Annotated in this window: 15 protein-coding genes; 3 read left to right on the plus strand and 12 right to left on the minus strand. The window is 72.8% G+C overall.

The window, feature by feature from the left end; genetic code table 11:
- Positions 1 to 121: 121 nt before the first annotated feature.
- The 12 genes from ACFYV5_RS27995 to ACFYV5_RS28050 all read right to left on the minus strand — a co-directional run bounded on the left by ACFYV5_RS27995 (position 122) and on the right by ACFYV5_RS28050 (position 15,275).
- Positions 122 to 1,495, minus strand: a complete 1,374-nt coding sequence (locus ACFYV5_RS27995; RefSeq protein ID WP_389172921.1) for an MFS transporter — start codon at positions 1,493 to 1,495, stop codon at positions 122 to 124.
- Positions 1,492 to 2,526, minus strand: coding sequence for a transaldolase family protein (locus tag ACFYV5_RS28000; protein ID WP_389172923.1), 1,035 nt, complete (start codon positions 2,524 to 2,526; stop codon positions 1,492 to 1,494). The genes ACFYV5_RS27995 and ACFYV5_RS28000 overlap by 4 nt, the downstream gene beginning before the upstream one ends.
- 48 nt (positions 2,527 to 2,574) lie before the next feature.
- Complete coding sequence (locus tag ACFYV5_RS28005; RefSeq protein WP_389173176.1) at positions 2,575 to 3,906, minus strand: dihydrolipoamide acetyltransferase family protein; 1,332 nt, start codon at positions 3,904 to 3,906, stop codon at positions 2,575 to 2,577.
- 7 nt (positions 3,907 to 3,913) lie between these two features.
- The gene (locus ACFYV5_RS28010; RefSeq protein ID WP_389173178.1) at positions 3,914 to 4,882 is read right to left on the minus strand and encodes an alpha-ketoacid dehydrogenase subunit beta; all 969 of its coding nucleotides are present in this window, start codon (positions 4,880 to 4,882) and stop codon (positions 3,914 to 3,916) included.
- Positions 4,883 to 4,949: 67 nt separating this feature from the next.
- Positions 4,950 to 6,029, minus strand: a complete 1,080-nt coding sequence (gene pdhA, locus ACFYV5_RS28015) for a pyruvate dehydrogenase (acetyl-transferring) E1 component subunit alpha (RefSeq protein ID WP_389172925.1) — start codon at positions 6,027 to 6,029, stop codon at positions 4,950 to 4,952.
- On the minus strand, positions 6,026 to 7,228 hold the full coding sequence (locus tag ACFYV5_RS28020; RefSeq protein ID WP_355113588.1) for a serine hydrolase domain-containing protein: 1,203 nt from the start codon (positions 7,226 to 7,228) through the stop codon (positions 6,026 to 6,028). The genes pdhA and ACFYV5_RS28020 overlap by 4 nt, the downstream gene beginning before the upstream one ends.
- A 178-nt stretch (positions 7,229 to 7,406) precedes the next feature.
- Complete coding sequence (locus ACFYV5_RS28025; protein ID WP_389172928.1) at positions 7,407 to 8,096, minus strand: HAD-IA family hydrolase; 690 nt, start codon at positions 8,094 to 8,096, stop codon at positions 7,407 to 7,409.
- Complete coding sequence (locus ACFYV5_RS28030; protein ID WP_389172930.1) at positions 8,081 to 8,938, minus strand: sugar phosphate isomerase/epimerase family protein; 858 nt, start codon at positions 8,936 to 8,938, stop codon at positions 8,081 to 8,083. The genes ACFYV5_RS28025 and ACFYV5_RS28030 overlap by 16 nt, the downstream gene beginning before the upstream one ends.
- Entirely contained in the window at positions 8,935 to 11,106 is a 2,172-nt protein-coding gene (locus ACFYV5_RS28035; RefSeq protein WP_389172932.1) for an ROK family protein, read from the minus strand. Before ACFYV5_RS28035 ends, ACFYV5_RS28030 begins: the two co-directional genes overlap by 4 nt.
- Positions 11,103 to 12,371, minus strand: coding sequence for a sedoheptulose 7-phosphate cyclase (locus ACFYV5_RS28040; RefSeq protein WP_355113596.1), 1,269 nt, complete (start codon positions 12,369 to 12,371; stop codon positions 11,103 to 11,105). Before ACFYV5_RS28040 ends, ACFYV5_RS28035 begins: the two co-directional genes overlap by 4 nt.
- A gap of 149 nt (positions 12,372 to 12,520) precedes the next feature.
- Complete coding sequence (locus ACFYV5_RS28045; RefSeq protein WP_355113598.1) at positions 12,521 to 13,471, minus strand: aldo/keto reductase; 951 nt, start codon at positions 13,469 to 13,471, stop codon at positions 12,521 to 12,523.
- Between the two features lie 115 nt (positions 13,472 to 13,586).
- Positions 13,587 to 15,275: an FAD-binding protein gene (locus ACFYV5_RS28050; protein WP_389172935.1), complete on the minus strand. Its 1,689-nt coding sequence runs from the start codon at positions 15,273 to 15,275 to the stop codon at positions 13,587 to 13,589.
- A 294-nt stretch (positions 15,276 to 15,569) separates the two neighbouring features.
- Between ACFYV5_RS28050 and ACFYV5_RS28055 the strand changes: the two genes are divergently transcribed.
- The 3 genes from ACFYV5_RS28055 to ACFYV5_RS28065 all read left to right on the plus strand — a co-directional run bounded on the left by ACFYV5_RS28055 (position 15,570) and on the right by ACFYV5_RS28065 (position 18,441).
- Entirely contained in the window at positions 15,570 to 16,106 is a 537-nt protein-coding gene (locus tag ACFYV5_RS28055) for a VOC family protein (RefSeq protein WP_355113602.1), read from the plus strand.
- On the plus strand, positions 16,106 to 16,558 hold the full coding sequence (locus ACFYV5_RS28060; RefSeq protein ID WP_389172937.1) for a nitroreductase/quinone reductase family protein: 453 nt from the start codon (positions 16,106 to 16,108) through the stop codon (positions 16,556 to 16,558). The genes ACFYV5_RS28055 and ACFYV5_RS28060 overlap by 1 nt, the downstream gene beginning before the upstream one ends.
- Before the next feature lie 194 nt (positions 16,559 to 16,752).
- Positions 16,753 to 18,441, plus strand: a complete 1,689-nt coding sequence (locus tag ACFYV5_RS28065) for an AMP-binding protein (RefSeq protein WP_389172939.1) — start codon at positions 16,753 to 16,755, stop codon at positions 18,439 to 18,441.
- Positions 18,442 to 18,484 lie beyond the last annotated feature (43 nt).

Here is an 18,484-nt window from a genome sequence, read left to right on the forward strand (position 1 = left end):
GGTCTGCTGGGGGGCGGGGGGGGGGGGGGGGCCGCGGGGGCCCCCCCCCCCGCGGGGGGGGGGGGGGGGGGGGGGCGCCCCCCCCGCCCCGCCGACCGTCCGTGTCCCGTGCCGCCGTTCGTCAGCGGAGGATCAGATCCCCCTGGATGTCGGCGAGTGAACGGTTCTTCGTCTCCGGCACCTGCCGTACGACGAAGACGAGCGCCCCCGTCGCCACCACGGCGAAGAACCAGAAGACCCAGGAGACGCCCACGGCGTCGGCGACCGGCAGGAAGAGCTGGCCCACGACGAAGTTGGCGGCCCAGTTGACCAGCGCGCACAGGGCCCCGCCACGAGCCCGCGCGTCGGGCGGGAACAACTCGGCCGCCAGGATCCAGAAGACCGGTCCGAGGCCGATCGCGAAGCCGCCGACGTACGTGATCATGCAGATCAGGGCGATCATGTTGGTCACCGGGCCGGGCGGGACGCTCATCGCGGCGCCCAGGGTGACGAGCGACACGGCCATGCCCGCGAGCGAGAACAGCAGCAGGGGCCGGCGGCCGGCGCGGTCGATGAGCGGGATGGCGGCCACGGTCATGGCGACGTTGACCGCACCGATGAAGACCGCGTACTGGATGGAGTGGGTCGCCGGGAGGCCGGCCCGGGCCATGATGCTCGGCGCGTAGTAGATGATGCTGTTGATCCCGCCGAACTGCTGAACGGCCGCCAGCGTGACGCCGATCAGAAGCGCGCGGCGCACCGCGGGGTGGGCCGACGCGATCGTTCCTGCCGTCCTCCTCGGGCAGGCACCGGACGTCTCCCCCGCGCGGCGGCGGAGCCACTCCGGGCTCTCGGGGATGAACAGGGTGCCCACCAGCATGGCCACGGAGGGGATCAGCCCCACGGCGAACATCGCACGCCAGTCGGCACTGCCGGCGAAGGCCAGATTCACCAGGTACGACACCAGGATGCCCACCGTGAGCAGCACCTGATTGGCCGTCACCAGGCGCCCGCGCAGGCGGGGTGGGGCGATCTCGGCGAGGTACAGCGGGACGACGGTGGAGGCGCTGCCCACGGCCAGGCCGAGGATCGTCCGGGCCGCGACCATGGTCGCGAAGTCGCGGGCCATGACGGCGGCGGCCAGCCCGAGCGTGAAGGTCGCCGCCACCGCGATGAGGACACGCTTGCGCCCGAACCGGTCGGTGGGCCGCCCACTGCCCAGGGCTCCGGCGGCCGCGCCGAGCAACAGGGCCGAGATGACCGTCCCCTCCTGGAAGGAGGTGAGGGCGAAGTCCTCCTTCAGGAAGAGCAGCGCGCCGGAGATCACACCCGTGTCGAAGCCGAAGAGCAGCCCGCCGAGAGCGACGACCGCGGTGGCCGCGCCCAGGCGCCTCGGCGGCTCCGGCCGCGGTCCCTGTCGCTGGTGAGAGGGGTGCGACGGGGTCCGCGTCACGGGGGTCGGTGAGCGGGGCGCGAGTGACGGGCCGAGCCGGCGGGAGTAGTCCTGCAGGCTCATGAGACGCCCCCGGCGACCAGCGACCTGTTCCGCGAGCTCACGGCGAACGCGACATCCACCGGTTCCCCCTCCAGTTCCCGCACGACCTCCTCCGTACGGATGCCGAACCATCTGAGGCACGCCTCGAAGTGGTCGGCCTGTGCGCCCACTCCCTGGTCCGAACGCGCCGGCCCGGGCCGCAGGCCCTCGGCGGCGTCGAGGGCCTCCGCCGGAACGGCGAGGGTGGTGTCCGCGGCACCGAGTTCGGCGGCGTAACCGGCCTGAGCACCACCGACGGGCGCGAGATCACCGAGTTCGGTCCACACCAGGCGCAGGGGACGCGCTCCCGCTGCGGCGAGGGCCTCCCAGGACGGTGAGGTGCGGGGGTCGAACAGCCGGGCGCTCGCCCGCTGAGCCAGCCGGGCTGCGAGCAGTGCCGCTGTCCCCCGCAGCGCCTTCGCCTCCTCGCCGCCGGCCTGGTCCAGGAGCGCGTCGATCCGGACGTCGAGGGGGCGCAGCCCGAACGCCACCGTCGAGGCGAGCGGGGCCAGATCGCGGCCGTCGGCATGGGCCCGGGTCAGGGACGCCAGATAGGCGGCCGCCGCCTGTTCGTACCGCCGGGCGGAGAAGCAGGTGGCCAGATGGACGGGGAGGCCCCGGCCGAGCAGGACCTCCATGGCGGAGACGCCGGCGCCGTTCGCCGGCAGGGCGACGACCTGGTTGGGGCGGTCCACACGATCGGCGAGGGACGCCGCCCCGCAGACCAGCTCGGCGGCGTCCGGCGCCGGGGACGCGAGGACGGGCGACGACGGAAGGGTGAGCACCACGGTTCCCTGACGGCCGCCGGTCCGGTCGTGGAGGGGACGGAGCGCGTCACACACCTGCCGCGCCGTGGCCACGGCGGTTCGCGGTCCGAGTCTGGCGCCGGCGATCCTGCCCGTGGCGCTCATGGCCGAGAGCTGTCTCAGCCGTCTGCGCTCCACCACGGTGTCCTGCAGATCGAGCCAGAGCGCCACGGTCCCGGCGGCGGATCGCCCCCGTACGCTGCTCATGTTCACGGTCCCTCCCAGGGGGTGTCGTATGGATGGTGCGGAACGCCCTCAGCCATGGGTGACCAGACGCCGCGGGTCGTGGAGCACGGCGGCGACGTCCGCGAGGACCCGCGAACCGAGCTCCCCGTCGACGAGCCGGTGGTCGAACGACAGGGCGAGCGTGGTGACCTGACGGGGCACGACCTTGCCCCGGTGGACCCATGGGCGGGGGCCGATCGCGCCGAGGGCGAGGATCGCCGCCTCGCCGGGGTTGAGGATCGGGGTTCCCGTGTCGATGCCGAAGACACCGATGTTGGTGACGGTGAGCGTCCCGCCGCCGAGGTCGGCCGGCGTGGTGCGGCCCTCACGAGCGGTGGTCACCAGCCCGTCCAGGGCCGCGGCGAGCCGGGGCAGGGGAAGGGACTGCGCGTCCTTGATGTTGGGCACGAGCAGTCCGCGCGGTGTCGCCGCGGCGATGCCGACGTTGACCCGGTGCTTGAGGACGATCTCCTGCCGCTCCTCGTCCCACGAGGCGTTGATCTCCGGATGGCGTCGGACGGCGAAGAGCAGGGCGCGTACGGCGAGAAGAAGCGGACTCACCCGGACGCCGGCGAACTCGGGATCCTCCCTGAGCCGTTCGACGAGTTTCATGGTGCGGGTGACGTCGACCGTGACGAACTCCGTCACGTGCGGAGCTCCGAAGGCGCTGGCGGTCATGGCCCGTGCGGTCGCCTTGCGGACGGCGGAGGCGGGGATCCGCGTCTCGTGTGCCGCGTCGACACGGCCGTACGTCTCCGCCGGGCTCGGGTCCGCCGGGGTCGGATCCGCCGGGCTCGGGTCCGCGGCGGCCGCCGTGTGCACGTCCTCACGGGTGATGTCCCCGTGTGGCCCGCTGGGGCGCACCCGGTCGAGGTCCACTCCCAGGTCCCGAGCGAGTTTCCGTACGGGAGGCTTGGCCCGCGGCCGATCGGCGCCGCGTCCGGCCGCAGCCGTCACCGGAGTCGAGGCCGGAGTCCGAGCCGATACCGACGCCGGGCGGCGGGGGCGGCGGGCGGTCGGGGAGGCGGCAGCTCCGTACCCGACCAGGACCGGCCGACGGGCAGGCTCCACCGGAACGTCCGGGGCCTCGGTGGCACCCGGTGGCGCGACGGTGATGATCACCTCGCCCACATCCACCGTCGCTCCCTCCGGGAACCGGAGTTCGCGCACCACACCCCCGAACGGAACAGGCAGCTCGACCATGGCCTTGGCCGTCTCGATCTCGCAGATCACCTGACCGTCCGTCACCGTGTCCCCCACGCCGACTAGCCAGCGGACGATCTCGGCGTCCTGCAGCCCTTCACCCACGTCGGGCAGGCGGAACTCCTGGTACCGGACCATGGTGTCCGTCATCGTCAACAGAGCCCCTTCACGCGGCGAGTGCTCGGTCGACCGCGTCCAGTACGCGGTCGAGCCCGGGGAGGTACTCGTCCTCCAGCCGGGACGGTGGATAGGGAGTGTGGAAGCCGCCGACCCGCAGGACGGGGGCCTCCAGGTGGTAGAAGCAGCGCTCGGTGATCCGGGCGGCGATCTCCGCTCCGGCTCCGAAGAAGACCGGCGCCTCGTGCGCCACGACCAGCCGGCCCGTCCGGCGGACCGAGCGGCTGACGGTCTCGAAGTCGATCGGGGAGATCGAACGGAGATCGACCACCTCCAGCTCGTGGCCCTCCTCGGCCGCCACCGCCGCCGCGTCCAGGCAGGTCGCGACCATCGGCCCGTACGCGACCAGGGTCAGATCCGCCCCCTCGCGCACCACGCGCGCGCCGGGAGGCCCCGGCCGGGCGGCGGGCCGGGTGTCGACCTCGCCCTTCTCGTAGTAGCGCCGTTTCGGTTCGAGGAAGACCACCGGGTCGTCGCTGCGCACGGCCTCCTGGAGCATCCAGTAGGCGTCGGACGGGGTGGCCGGTGACATGACGCGCAACCCGGCGACATGGGCGAACAGCGCCTCCGGCGACTCCGAGTGGTGCTCCACGGCGCCGATCCCGCCGCCGTACGGGATGCGGATCACGACCGGCAGCCGCACCTTGCCCCGCGAGCGGGCGTGCATCTTGGCCAGCTGGGTGACGATCTGGTCGTACGCCGGGAAGACGAACCCGTCGAACTGGATCTCCACGATCGGCCGGTAGCCGCTCAGCGCCAGCCCGATCGCGGTGCCGACGATGCCCGACTCGGCCAGCGGGGTGTCCATCACCCGATGCTCACCGAAGTCCTTCTGCAGCCCGTCGGTCACCCGGAACACCCCGCCGAGCCGGCCGATGTCCTCTCCCATGAGGAGCGTCTTCGGGTCCTCGACGAGAGCGGTGCGCAAGGAGGCGTTGAGCGCCGCCACCAGGGTCATCCGCTCGCCGGCCGCCGTCGCGGTCACCGTGGTCGCGGTCGTCGTCGCGGTCGTCATGTCAGCCATGTCAGCCCTCCTGGACGAAGGCCGCCCGGTAGACGTCGAACGCGTCGCGTTCCTCGTCCACCAGGGCGTGCGGTTCGGCGTAGACGTGATCGAAAAGGTGGCCGACGTCGGGCGTGGTCATGGACCGGACGCCCGCGCGGACCCGGGCCGCCAGCGCCTCGCCGGCCGCCTCCGTCTCGGCGAAGAAGGCGTCGTCCGCGGCGCCCTCGGCCCTCAGCAGCCGTTCGAGCCGGAGCAACGGGTCCTTCGCCCGCCAGCTCTCCACCTCGGCCGCGTCCCGGTAGCGGGACGGGTCGTCGGAGGTCGTGTGCGCGCCCATGCGATAGGTGAACGCCTCGATCAGCGTCGGCCCCTCGCCGCGACGGGCCCGCTCCAGCGCCCACCGCGTCACGGCGAGGCACGCGAGGACGTCGTTGCCGTCGACCCGGACACCGGGGAAACCGAAGCCCTGCGCGCGCTGGTACAACGGCACCCGGGTCTGCTTCTCGTTGGACTCCGAGATCGCCCACTGGTTGTTCTGGCAGAAGAAGACCACCGGAGCGCCGTACACGGCGGCGAAGTTGAACGCCTCGGACACATCGCCCTGCGCGGTGGCGCCGTCGCCGAAGTAGGCGACGACGGCGGACTCGGAACCGTCCTTGGCCAGCCCGCAGGCGTATCCGGTCGCGTGCAGCGTCTGCGAGCCGATGACCAGCGTGTACAGGTGGAAGCGGTGCTCCTCGGGGTCCCAGTCGCCGTGGTCGACGCCGCGGAAGAGCCGCAGCAGCCCGAGCGGGTCCATGCCGCGGCCCAGCGCGACGGCGTGCTCCCGGTAGCTGGGGAAGACGTGGTCGTCGTCCCTGAGGGCCCGTACCGAACCGACCTGGGCGGCCTCCTGGCCGAGCAGCGACGGCCACAGGCCCAGCTCGCCCTGGCGCTGGAGGGTCACCCCCTCCGCGTCGAACCGACGCGCCAGCGCCATGTCGCGGTAGAGCGACCGCAGTTCCTCCGGGGAGAGGTCGATCGAGTGCTCCGGGTCCGACACACGGGTGCCGTCCGGCGCGAGGAGCCGTATCCCGTCGCGTATCCCGTCGCCGGTCACGACCCGCTCCCGATGCCGAGACCGGCCATCGACTCCGCCACGGCCTTCACCATCGAGGACGCCCGCTTGTCGTCGGGGCCGAGGGCGATCAGCCGGTTCATCACGTACGAGACACCCGCGCGGGCCCGCGGCCAGGCCTGGTTGGCCGATCCGCCCGCTCCGTCGTGACCGAAGGAGTCACCGTCGACGCCGGGTCGCGGGTTGGTCCGCAGCCGGTAGCCGCCTCCGCCGTACACCATGGGGACGCCGATGAGCTGGTCGACCTTGCTGACGCGCGGGGCCCGTGCCCAGTCGAGCAGCCGGCGGGAGAGCAGGACCGGCTCCTCGTCGTAGGGGCGGGCCGCGTCGGCGGCGAGGATGCCGTAGAGGGTCGCGAAGGCGCGCGCGGAGCCGATGACGTTGGCGGCGGGGATCAGGGAGAAGCGGCGGTCCGGCCGGTTCCAGATCTCCTCGTCCTCCGGGAACGGGATCGGGTTCTGCCAGATCCGCTGGGTGAGCGGGTCCTCGCTGGTGAAGTAGCCGCTGAACTGCTCGCGGAAGCCGGTCCCGTACTCGGTGCGCGCCACCGTGTGCTCCAGCTCCTGCGGAATCCCGAAGGAGATGTCGAGCCCGTGCGGACCGGCGATCTCCTCGGCGAAGAACTGGTCGAGGCGTCGCCCGTCGACCCGGCGGATCACCTCGGCGACGATCCAGCCGGTCGCGTACGGGCCGTACAGGATGCCCTCCGCGCGCGGGTCGCTCTCCTGCGGCTGGTCGGCCAGCAGCTTCGCCATCGCCTCGGGGTACGCCAGGTCGTCCTGGGCCAGCGGCGCGGCGACGGCCGGCATCCGTGCCGTGAACGTCACCACCTCGCGCAGGGTCACGTGCTCCTTGCCCTTGGCGGCGAACTCGGGCCAGTAGTGGGCGACCGGCAGATCCAGGTCGACGACACCGCGGTCGACGAGGAGGAGCAGTGCGGTGGCGAGGATGCCCTTGCTGCCGGAGAAGATCAGCTGGCGGGTGTCGCCGCTCCACGGGGTGCCGCGGGTGGGGTCGGCGGTGCCGCCCCAGAGATCGACGACGAGTTCGCCGTCGAGGGTCACGGCGACGGCCGCTCCCTGTTCGTCCCGCTCGGTGAAGTTGCGGGCGAACTCCTCACGGACGGCCTCGAATCCGGGGGCCACATGGCCGTGAATGAGCGTTTCCTGGTCGATGGGCATGACGAAGGCACTCCGATCGGAAGGGAGAGGAAGAAGAGAAGGGGTGGGGCGGACACGCGCACGCTCACGGGCACGCGCACGCCGCTGGTCGGGCCGGCGCGGGCACACGCACGCACCTGTCGGGTCAGCTCAGCGCGGGCACACGCGCGGGCGCGGGTCAGCTCAGCGCGGGCGCGGGTCAGCTCAGTGCGGGCACACGCGCGCGGACGGGCACGGACGCCGGCAGCACCAGGCGCAGGCCGTCCTCGTCGGAGGCGGTGCAGGTGACGCCGGTGAAGTCGGCGATACGGGGACGGCCCTCCGCCGCGTCGCCGTCGTGGGCGCCCACGACCACCGGGAAGCATCCGGCGGCCCGGGCGGCCAGCAGGCCCAGTTCGGCGTCCTCGAAGACGACGGCGGCCGAGGGGCTGACGCCGAGCCGGCCGGCCGCGGCCACGAAGCCCTCCGGCGAGGGCTTGCCCTGCCGTACGTCGTCCGCGCTGACCAGGACCTCCGGCAGCGGAAGTCCGGCGGCCGCCATGCGCCGCACGGCCAGTTCCCGGCCCGCGGACGTGACGAGCGCCCAGCGGTGCGGCGGCAGCGCCGCAAGCAGCTCGGCGGCTCCCGGCACGGCGACCGTACCGCTGGTGTCGGCCATGTCCTGGGCGACGAGCCAGGCCGTCTCCGCCGCCACGTCGGTGCCCGGAGGGGCGTACGCGGCGACGGTCTCCATCGTCCGCTGTCCGTGCGCGGAGGCCAGGATCTCGGCCGCGTCGAGACCGTGCCGTGCGGCGAACCGGTGCCAGGTGCGTTCCACGGCCGCGGTGGAGTCCACGAGCGTGCCGTCCATGTCGAACAGCAGAGCCTGAGCGGTCAGTACGAGGGGCATGGCTGTGCCGCCTCCATTCGTCGTCGGTCCAGCCTGCGGGCGAGCGCCCGGGCCCGTTCGAGGTCCGCGCGGAGCCGGGACCCGTCCCCGGCGCGGTGGTCGTTCTCCAGGACGACGGCGCGCACGCCCGGCAGATGGCGTGCCACGGCGTCGACGGTCTCGTCGACACGGCCGTCGCCGTCGCCGAGGAGCGGGGTGAAAGCGGTGCCGGCGCGGCCGTCCTTGAGGTGGATCTGGTCGGCGAGGAAGGGCCCCGTCGCCTCCACCAGGTCGGGTACGTCGAGGCCGGCACCGACCGGGTTGTAGCTGTCGAGCAGCAGCCGGAACGCCGGCGAGCCGACCTCCTCGACCAGCCGCAGGGCGCGGTGTGCGGGCAGCACGTTCTCGTTCGCCAGGAGAAGGCCGCGGGCCTGCGCCTGCGACGCCGCCCAGCGCAGCACCTCGGCGGTGCGCACCAGTGCCCACTCGCTGTCGATGGCGCTGCGCCGGAAACTCGGTACGAACACCAGCGGGGCACCGAGCTCCCACCCCACGTCGAGGAGCCGGCGGAGCACCGACCGCACCCGGGCGGCGGCCAGGGTGCCGGCCTCGGCGGTGAGGCCGAGGTCGTTGAGCACGTTGGCCGCCACGCCGAGCGGGGTCACGCCGGCGGACGCGGCGGTGCGGCGCAGCCGCACGACCGATCCCCCGACCGTTCCCGGCTTGTCCAGCCAGGGGCCGCGTCCGGGTCCTCCGAGGTCGAACTGCAGCCCGTCGACACGGTATTGGAACGCCAGGTCCACGGCCGCCTCACCGCGTACGGGAAGCCGCCAGTCGACGAGGCCGGTCAGCGGGAGGCTCATGACGACGCCTCCGTCCGCACGGCGAGCTTCACCAGCCGTCGCCCGGCGACGATCCGGCCCTCGTCACGGCCGAGCGCGGTCAGGATCCCGGCCGCACCGGCGAGGTCCGTCTCGTGCGTCACCAGGTCCCGGTAGCGCTCGGGGTCCCGGCACAGTTCGGCCGCCGCGTACTCCAGGTGCTCGTTGGCCACGCCGCGGTGGCCCAGCACCGACACCGTGCGGCCGTCCGCCGTGGTGAGCCGTTCGACGACGGGCGGGACGGGCATGCCGCCGCAGTTGGCGGCCCGTACCTCGGCCAGGTCGACGCCCGGAATCCGGTCGCTGAACGCGGGCCGGGGCAGCCCGCCGACGAGGTCGACGGCGACCTCGGCGCCTTCCGTCGCCCGCAGGACCAGTTCGAGGCTCGGGAGGGTCGCCGGCGCCGGTGTGGCGATCAGGACCGCCACCCGTCCCCGGTCCAGCGTCCCGGTGAGCGTCCCGGCCTCCAGGTCGTCCCGGTGGACGCGGTGATCGGCCCGGCGCGCCGCTCCCGCGCTCCAGTCCAGGCCCGCCGGCGTGTGGTGCACATGGACGGTCCGCACGGGGTGGCCGAGCCACCGCCGGGCGACGCGCACGGCGAGGTGGCCGACGGTGCCGTCCCCGACGACGAGCAGGGTGTCGGGGTCGTGCGGGCGCAGGGCGAGCAAGGCGTACCGTACGACCGCCAACGGCTCGATCAGCGCGGGCAGGTTCCCCTCGGGGACCTGGTCCAGGGGGACGACGAGGCCGTCGCGGACGGCGCTCTCGGGGACGAGCATGCGGGCCTGGAGCATCCCGTCCACGTTGTGCCCGAGGAGGAACGACGGATCGGACGGATGTGTGGGGTTGACCACGACATGGGCGCCGGGCACAAGCCGTGGATTGCGTACGCCCGGGCCCACCTCGACGATCCGGGCCACCCCTTCGTGGCCCAGCACCGGGGCGCCGTCGTCGCGCAGGCCCCGCAGGATCTGCAGGTCGGTGCCGCACACACCGGCGACGAGGGGCGCGACGCTGATCTCCCCGGGGCCGGGCGCGGCGGTGGGCCGCCGGCGCAGGCGCGTCGCGTTCCCCTCCCGTACGACCGCGGGGTGCGTGGCGTCCGTGGGGGGCGGCAGCTCGCCGTCCAGGGCCGCGATGCCCGCCCCGATGAGGCCGTTCGCCTCGCCCGGGGCGCACACCGTGATGCGGTCCGTCACCCAGTCCGGTGCGCGTTCCCCGGTGAGATAGAGCCCCTCGCGGCGGAGGTGGCCGAGGACCGACGCCTTGTAGTGCGCGCCGAGACCGCTGGCCACACCGCCGCTGAGGGCGAGTTCGTCCAGTTCCGGATCGAGGCAGAGCGCACTGCGCAGCACGTCGGCGACGGGCGCGGTGGACGCGTCGAGCAGTTCGGACGCGAGGTCGTCGGCCGCGTCCAGGGCCGCCCGGAGCGCCGGCTCGAAGGCGGTGCCGTCCGCCATCGCGCGCCCCAGGCGCGAGCTCTCCCAGCGGTCGGGGGCGCGCTCCCGCAGGACGTCGGCCATCCGGCGAAGGCCCGGGCCGGAGGCGTACGAGGAGACGTGACCCGGTCGGCCGCAGTCGCAGAGCAGCTCGACGGGTTCGCCGGCCAGCACGGCCGATGCGGGCAGATGGCCGACCTCGCCCTGCAGCCCGCAGCCGTCCGTGGCGATCGCGCCGTTGCGCATGTCCACGGTGCGGCAGGCGATGCCGGAGCTGACGGTCATCAGGAGCACCTTGCGGTGGGTACGGCGGTGCGGGGCGGAGACGAAGTGCAGCAGCGCGGCGGTGACGTCGTTGACGATGTGCCACCGGACGTCGGGGCGCCGGGTACGGAGCTCGCCCCGCAGGTCCAGCGGCGTGGTCTCGTCACCGAACAGCGGCGCGGAGCCGTAGACGGTGCCGCTGCGGTGGTCGAGGGCCGCGCCGAAGGAGACACCGGCCACCGCGCCGCCGGGGGTGCGGGGGACGGCCTCGCACAGGGTGGCGAGGAGACGTTCCTTCAGCTCGTCCACAGGGGTGTCGGGGTGCCTGAGCCGGCTCGGCGACGGCTGGTCCAGGGTGTCGCCGAGTCCGTCGCCGGGCGACCAGGCGGCACTGCGCACATGGGTGCCGCCCACGTCGAGGACGGTGATCGGGCCCGGCGCGCTCACCGGGCCGGACCGTCCGCGTACACACCGTCCGCGTGGGCGCCGTTCGCGCGCGCCTCGTCCGCGGGGGCGGCCCCGTCCGCGTACGCCCGGACGAACTCCAGGGCGCGGGCCAGTTCGTCGGCCGTGATGTCGTTGACGAAGACGCAGGAGCCGATCCCGTCGGTCAGCGGCAGACGCTGCCGGCCGTCGCGGTGCTTGACCGCGTCGGCGAGGCCGACCTCCAGCAGTTCGGGGGTGAACACCGGGTGGGTCAGCGGGAGCCCGCAGCCGGCGATGAGGGCCAGCGCGCGGTGGGCGTCGCTCTCGGACAGGTACCGCCGTCCGACGGCCAGCGCGAGGCAGACGGCCATGTCGACCCCGACGGCCTCGCCGTGCAGCAGCGGCGGGTCGGCACGCAGCTCCAGGGACGGGCTGAAGGTGTGGCCGTAGTCGACCGAACGCTCCAGGACGCCTTCCCAGAGGTTCGGCTCCAGCTCGTCCAGCATGCCGGCGATCGCCCGGGAGACGACCTCGCTCATCGCCGCCCCGCAGTCGGCGAGCGAGTGGTTGGTGATCCGGGTGACGTTCTCCTCGAGGAGTTCGAAGAGCGCGCCGTCCTTGATGAGCGCCATCTTGATGATCTCGGCGAGTCCGTTGGCGATGTGCCGGGGCTCCACCGTCCGCAGGAACTCGGGGTCGATGAGGGTGACCTCGGGGGCGAAGTAGGTGCCCAGACGGTTCTTGTGGGTGCCGTGGTTGACCCCGGTCTTCACGCCGACGCCCGCGTCGACCTGTCCGACGAGGGTCGTGGGGACCCGCACGTAGGGGGCGCCCCTGCGGTAGAGGCTCGCGGCCATGCCGACGACGTCCATCAGGACACCGCCGCCGACCACGACCACGCGTTCGGTACGGCGCAGGATGCCCATCTCGGTCATGGCCCTGGTCACCTCGACGACCTGGTCGAGGTTCTTGGTCTCCTCGTCGCCGGGCATGACCTTCCAGACCGCGTCGACCTGCCAGGCCTCGAAGTAGCCGCGCAGGCCGGGGCCGTAGAGCTCGTCGACGGCCCGGTCCACGACGATGAGCGCGCGGACGGTCTCGCGGCCGTCGGCGCCGACCGAGCGGGCGAGGACGGGGTTGGCGGGGTTGAGGAGCCCTCGGGTGAGGGAGACCTCGTAACCCACCGGCATCTGGGACTGGACGTACCACGTCAGGCCCGGCGGGCGGGGGATGTCGAAGGCGGACGTGAGGCTGCTGCTCGGACGGGCCGTGGTGATCTCGGACATCGCAGGAAGAACTCCGTCTGAAGGTCGGGACGAGAAGGCGGGGAAAGGGCCGGTGAAGGGGCCCGTCCCCGCCGGCCCGGGGTTCTCCCGGGCCGGCGGGGGCGGAACGGATTCCGGCGGGGGTCACCCGGCCGGAGGAGGGGGCGCGATCACGCCTCGGGGGCGCCCATGGGTGCGGGCAGGGCGTCCAGTTCGGAGACGTCCTGGTCCGTGAGGTCCAGCGCCGCCGCGCCGGCGTTCTGGACGAGGTAGCGCTCGGTCTTGGTGCCGGGGATCGGGACGACGTGCTCGCCCTTGCCCAGCAGCCAGGCCAGCGCCACCTGCGCCGGCGTGGCCTCGTGCCGGTCGGCGACGGCGCGCACCGCGTCGACGATCGACTTGTTGTGCGCGAACGCCTCCTCGGTGAAGCGCGGCTGCGTGCTGCGCCAGTCGTCCTTCGGCAGGTCGGCCGGGTTCGTGAAGGCGCCGGTGAGCAGACCGCGGCCCAGCGGCGAGAAGGGCAGGAAGGCGATGCCGTTCTCCACGGTGTACGGGAGGACGTCGGCAAAGGCGTCCCGGGTGAACAGCGAGGCCTCCGACTCGACGGCGGCGACCGCGTGCACGCTCTGCGCGGCGCGTACCTGCTCCAGGGTCACCGCGGAGAGGCCGAGCGCCCGGATCTTGCCCTGGCGTACGAGCTCGGCGAGGGCGCCCCAGCTCTCCTCCAGCGGCACCTGCGGGTCCACGCGGTGCAGGAAGTAGAGGTCGATGTGGTCGGTGCCCAGGCGGCCCAGGCTGGCCTCGACCGCGGCGGTGAGGTGCTCGGGGCGGCCGTTGAGACCGAGGCCGTTCTCGTCGACGACGAGGCCGCCCTTGGTGGACAGCACCACGTCGTCGCGCCGGCCCTTGATGGCCCGGCCGACGAGGTCCTCGTTGGTGAACGGGCCGTAGACGTCGGCCGTGTCGATCAGGTTGACGCCGAGGTCGAGGGCGCGGTGGATCACCGCGACGGAGGCGTCGTCGTCCCAGCCGTGCGGGTCGTAGCCGAAGGACATGCCCATGGTGCCGAGACCGATGCGGCCTACTACGGGTCCGCCGTTGCCGAGGGTGGTGGTTCGCATGAGGGTTCTCTCCTTGAAGCGGGTTACAGGGGGATGAGAAAAGGTCAGGGATGCCGGCCGGGCCGGCAGGTGTGGGGGGATGGCGGCTCGGTGGCCGACAAGGGGGGACAGGAGGTCAGGGACGGACCGACTGCCGGTGCTGGAAGACGTTCCTCGGGTCCCAGTCGCGCTTGATCCGCTGGAGCCGGGCGTAGTTGCCCTTCCAGTACAGGTCGTGCCACGGCACCGCGGAGGTGTTGAAGGCCGGGTCGGAGAGGTCGCCGTCGGGGTAGTTGATGTAGCAGCCGTCGGTGATGCCGTTGGGCACCGGGACGCCGCCGGTGTCGGCGTAGACGTCGCGGAAGGCGTTGCGCACCCAGGCGATGTTCTTGGCGTCGTCCCTGGTGTCGTACCAGAGGCTCTCGAAGTTGGTCTTCATGATCGCGTCGCGCTGGGCGACCGCGGTGGCGGTCGGCGAGACGGACGCGATCCGGCCGCCCGACGCGGAGAGCACGATCCCGGTGAGGGCGCTCGGCCCGTCGGTGCTCGTGAGGTTCCGGTACATGGCGTCGATCTGCTTCTGGGGCGTCGCCGTGCGCAGGTGGGACGACTTGTGGATGCTGCGGGTGGTCGGGTCCAGCTGCGTGGGGGAGATGGCGCCGATGTAGCGCGTGCCGCGCAGCCACGGCAGCCGCCTCGTCGTCGTGTACGCCGAGTCGACCACGCCCGACGAGCCGCGCGTCGTCGCGGAGCTGAGGCCCAGCGCGAGGTCCATGCCGGCGAGGAAGTCCGACAGTACGGTCGCGGCGTCGGGGAGCGAGGCGTCCAGCTGGACGACGGCGCCCAGGGAACCGCTGTCGCGGTGGTTGAGCAGCAGCCACGAGTAGAGCGAACCGCCCGTGGTGCCCGCGGTGTTGTTCCGCTCCAGCCACTGGCCCCAGTAGGTGACCAGCCGGCCGAAGCCGTCCTGGGTGACCTTCGCCCAGGGCCAGTTGGCCAGGGTGAGGAAGATCTGCGACGGCGCCTTGGGCAGCAGCGTCTCCGGGCCCCCGGTGGCGCCGGGGGTACGGAACCAGAACCTGGTGACGATGCCGAAGCTGCCGCCGCCACCGCCGGTGTGCGCCCAGAACAGGTCGCGCAGGCGGGCGTCGGCGGAGTCCCGTGCGGCGACCACGCTGCGTACCGAACCGTCCGCGGCGACGACCACGACCTCCACGGCGTGCAGGTGGTCGACGGTCAGACCGTACTGGCGGGAGAGGTTGCCGAATCCGCCGCCGGTGATGTGGCCGCCGACGCCGACGCTGTGGCAGATGCCGCCGGGTATGGTCACGCCCCAGCCCTCGTAGAGCGCCTCGTAGACGTCGAGGAGGGTGGCGCCGCCGCCGACGCAGAAGGCGTTCATCGACGTGTCGAAGGTGACCTGGTTCATCAGCGACAACTTGATGTTGATCTTGACGTCGGCGTTGAAGACGAAGTCTTCGAAGCAGTGCCCGCCGCTGCACACCGACAGCCGCTTGCCGGTGGAGACGGCCTCGCGGACCGCCGCGACGACCTCGGCCGTCGTCCTCGGCAGCACGATCTTGTCCGGGCGGGCCTGCCAGCGCTGGTTCATGCCCGAGGTGAGATCGGGGTACCGGGGGTCCGCCGGGGCCACCGTGACCCCGGTCGTCTGCGCGCCGATCGCGTCCGCCGCCTCGGCGACCTGGCCGGCGCCGGCCTCGGCGGCACGTGCGCCGGGGGCCTGCACCAGTCCGCCGACGGCGGTGGCGAGAGCGATTCCCGACCCCGCACCCACGAACCGGCGGCGCTTTATTTCATTCGTCATCTTCGTCGTTTCCTGGTCTTCGAGTTCATTGGAAGGAAGTCCAGCCCATGAATGCAGAAACGGGGGCGCATCGAAGGCGGTTCTGCTCGGCCGATTTCGCCGCGATGAATGTCATCTCAGCAGGAACGAGCGCTCCGGCGCCAACTCCCGAAGTCAACTTCGGCAGGTCCGCCGACTTTGGGAACTACACCTTGATCAGGGGGCCGCCGGACCGCATCGTCGGGCCTGCCCGGGCGTCCGTCCGGGCGACGGCACGGGGCCCCGCCGGAGGCGGAACCCCCGGCGGACGGAGTGATGTTGAGCAAGATCCCCGGAGCGCGCGCGGTGCACCACATCGCCTACACCGTGCCCGACCTCGACCAGGCCGTGGAGTTCTTCACCGAGGTCATCGGCGCCGAACTGGCCTACCGGCTCGGTCCGGTGGAGGACCCGGACGGCACCTGGATGACCGAGAAGCTGGCCGTGCACCCCCGCGCCTCGGCGAAGATCGCCATGCTGCGCCTCGGCCCGGTGACCAACCTCGAACTCTTCGAGTACACCTCGCCCGACCAGGACCGCACCCGGCCGCGCAACAGCGACTGGGGCGGGCACCACTTCGCCCTCTACGTGGACGACGTCGACAAGGCCACCGCGTATCTGCGCGAGCAGCCCGGCGTGACCATCCTCGGGGAGCCGGAGACCATCGAGGACGGGCCGATCGCCGGAGATCGCTGGGTGTACTTCACGACTCCGTGGGGCCTTTCCATGGAGCTCATCAACATGCCGGCCGGCATGCCGTTCGAGCAGACCACCGACACCCGTCTTTTCCTCCCCGAAGGTGAATGGAACTGATGCAGGAGACGAATGGGACGGTCGACGAGACCGTCAACAGCAATGCCTTCAACCGAGGCGTCATCGAGGAATTCCGGGCCAACGGCGGCCGGGTGAAGGACTTCGGCTCCATCCCCCTTCTGCTGCTCAGCACCACGGGCCGGGTCAGCGGCCTGACGCGTACGACTCCTCTCGTCCACCTGGCCCGGGACGGCCGCTACATCGTCTTCGCCGCGAACGGCGGAGCCCGCGTGGCACCCGGCTGGTACCGCAATCTCATGGCGGCCGGCGAGGGCGTGGTGGAGGTCGGCTCGCGGCGCCTGGCCGTGAGGCCCGAGCCGGTACCGGAGTCGGAGCACGAGGAGCTGTGGCGCCTGCAGACGGCGCAGGACCCGAACTTCGCCACCTTCCGGTCCAAGACGGACCGGACCATCCCCGTCGTCGCCCTGGTCCCCGTCGGCGACGCCGCCTGACCCGGCCCGGAGCAGGCGCCACCGAGGCGCCGGCCGGGCGCCACCGGCTCCTGGCCAGGTGCCGCCACCGGGCACGGGCCAGGTGCCTCCACCGGGCCCCGGCCAGGTGCCTCCACCGGGCCCCGGCCAGGTGCCGCCGCCGGGCCCGGGCCCGGGCCGCCCCGCACCGGGCGCCGACCACGAAGGAGCAACGCATGACCCCCACCGACCCCACCGAGGAGTTCCGGGCCGCACGGGACTTCCTGCTCGCCCACCGGGAGGACTACGACACGGCGTACGCGGGCTTTCGCTGGCCCCGTCCGGAGCGGTTCAACTGGGCCCTGGACTGGTTCGACGCGATCGCCCGCGACAACGACCGCACCGCGCTGCGGATCGCGGAGGAGGACGGCTCCCACAGCCGGTACTCCTTCGCGGAGCTCGCCCACCGCTCGGACCAGGTCGCGAACTGGCTCCGCGCGCGGGGCGTCCGCGCCGGTGACCGCGTCCTGGTCATGCTCGGCAACCAGAAGGAGCTGTGGGAGACCGCCCTGGCCGCGATGAAGCTGCGCGCCGTGGTCGTCCCGGCGACCCCGCTCCTGAACGCGGTCGAGCTGGCGGACCGCGTCGACCGCGGCGCGGTCCGCCACGTCGTCGCCCGGGCGGAGGACCACGCCCGGTTCGCCGCCGTCCCCGGCGACTTCACCCGTATCGCGGTCGGCCGGCCGGCAGGGACCGTACTCCCCGGCTGGCTGGACTACGAGGACTCGGCTACGGCGCGGGCGGAGTACGTGCCCGACGGCCCGACCCTCGCCGACGACCCGCTCCTGCTCTACTTCACCTCCGGCACGACGTCCCGGCCGAAGCTGGTCCAGCACACACACGTCTCGTACCCGGTGGGACACCTGTCCACCATGTACTGGATCGGGCTCCGCCCCGGCGACGTCCACCTGAACATCTCGTCGCCCGGCTGGGCCAAGCACGCCTGGTCCAACCTCTTCGCCCCGTGGAACGCGGAGGCCACCGTCTTCGTGCACAACTACACGCGCTTCGACGCGGGCCGTCTGATGACGGAGATGGACCGGGCCGGCGTGACCACGTTCTGCGCGCCGCCCACCGTGTGGCGGATGCTGATCCAGGCCGATCTCGGGCAGCTGCGCACGCCGCCGCGGGAGGCCGTGGCGGCCGGCGAGCCCCTCAATCCCGAGGTCGTCGACGCGGTACGGCGGTCGTGGGGGGTGACCGTACGGGACGGCTTCGGGCAGACGGAGACGACGGTCCAGGTCGCCAACACCCCTGGCGCGGCGGTCACTCCCGGCTCGATGGGCCGGCCGAGCCCCGGCTTCACCATCGCCCTGCTCGACCCCGCCACGGGCCGCCCGGCCGACGAGGGTGAGATCAGCGTGGATCTGTCCGCCGCCCCCGTCGGGGTGATGTCGGGCTACGAGGGAGACCGGGCCCGCACCGCCGAGGCGATGGCGGACGGCTACTACCGCACGGGCGACCTCGCGGTGCGCGGCCCCGACGGCCGGCTCACCTACATCGGCCGGAGGGACGACGTGTTCAAGTCGTCCGACTACAAGATCTCCCCGTTCGAGCTGGAGAGCGCCCTGCTGTCGCACGAGGCCGTGGCGGAGGCCGGCGTGGTGCCCGCGCCGGACGCCCTGCGTCTGTCGGTGCCCAAGGCGTACGTCGTGCTGGCGGAGGGCTGGGAGCCGACGAGGGACACGGCGAAGCTGCTCTTCGCCCACTCGCGGGCGGAGCTTCCCCCGTACAAGAGGGTGCGGCGCATCGAGTTCGCCGAGCTGCCCAAGACGATCTCGGGGAAGATCCGGCGGGTGGAGCTGCGCGCGGCGGCGGAGCGGGGTGACGGCGCCGCCGAGTACCGCGAGGAGGACTGCGTCTGACGTACGCCGGTGCGGGGTCGGGCCCATGTCGTACGGCATGGGC

The organism is Streptomyces sp. NPDC003035 (genome assembly GCF_042888285.1).
GTDB lineage: Bacteria > Actinomycetota > Actinomycetes > Streptomycetales > Streptomycetaceae > Streptomyces.

Bases quoted from the DNA above. Each gene is read 5' to 3' on its own strand.
- ACFYV5_RS27995 (WP_389172921.1), bottom strand. From the start codon at position 1,495: ATGAGCCTGCAGGACTACTCCCGCCGGCTCGGCCCGTCACTCGCGCCC.
- ACFYV5_RS28000 (WP_389172923.1), bottom strand. From the start codon at position 2,526: ATGAGCAGCGTACGGGGGCGATCCGCCGCCGGGACCGTGGCGCTCTGG.
- ACFYV5_RS28010 (WP_389173178.1), bottom strand. From the start codon at position 4,882: ATGACCCTGGTGGCGGCGCTCAACGCCTCCTTGCGCACCGCTCTCGTC.
- ACFYV5_RS28020 (WP_355113588.1), bottom strand. From the start codon at position 7,228: ATGCCCATCGACCAGGAAACGCTCATTCACGGCCATGTGGCCCCCGGA.
- ACFYV5_RS28025 (WP_389172928.1), bottom strand. From the start codon at position 8,096: ATGCCCCTCGTACTGACCGCTCAGGCTCTGCTGTTCGACATGGACGGC.
- ACFYV5_RS28030 (WP_389172930.1), bottom strand. From the start codon at position 8,938: ATGAGCCTCCCGCTGACCGGCCTCGTCGACTGGCGGCTTCCCGTACGC.
- ACFYV5_RS28040 (WP_355113596.1), bottom strand. From the start codon at position 12,371: ATGTCCGAGATCACCACGGCCCGTCCGAGCAGCAGCCTCACGTCCGCC.
- ACFYV5_RS28045 (WP_355113598.1), bottom strand. From the start codon at position 13,471: ATGCGAACCACCACCCTCGGCAACGGCGGACCCGTAGTAGGCCGCATC.
- ACFYV5_RS28050 (WP_389172935.1), bottom strand. From the start codon at position 15,275: ATGACGAATGAAATAAAGCGCCGCCGGTTCGTGGGTGCGGGGTCGGGA.
- ACFYV5_RS28055 (WP_355113602.1), top strand. From the start codon at position 15,570: ATGTTGAGCAAGATCCCCGGAGCGCGCGCGGTGCACCACATCGCCTAC.
- ACFYV5_RS28060 (WP_389172937.1), top strand. From the start codon at position 16,106: ATGCAGGAGACGAATGGGACGGTCGACGAGACCGTCAACAGCAATGCC.
- ACFYV5_RS28065 (WP_389172939.1), top strand. From the start codon at position 16,753: ATGACCCCCACCGACCCCACCGAGGAGTTCCGGGCCGCACGGGACTTC.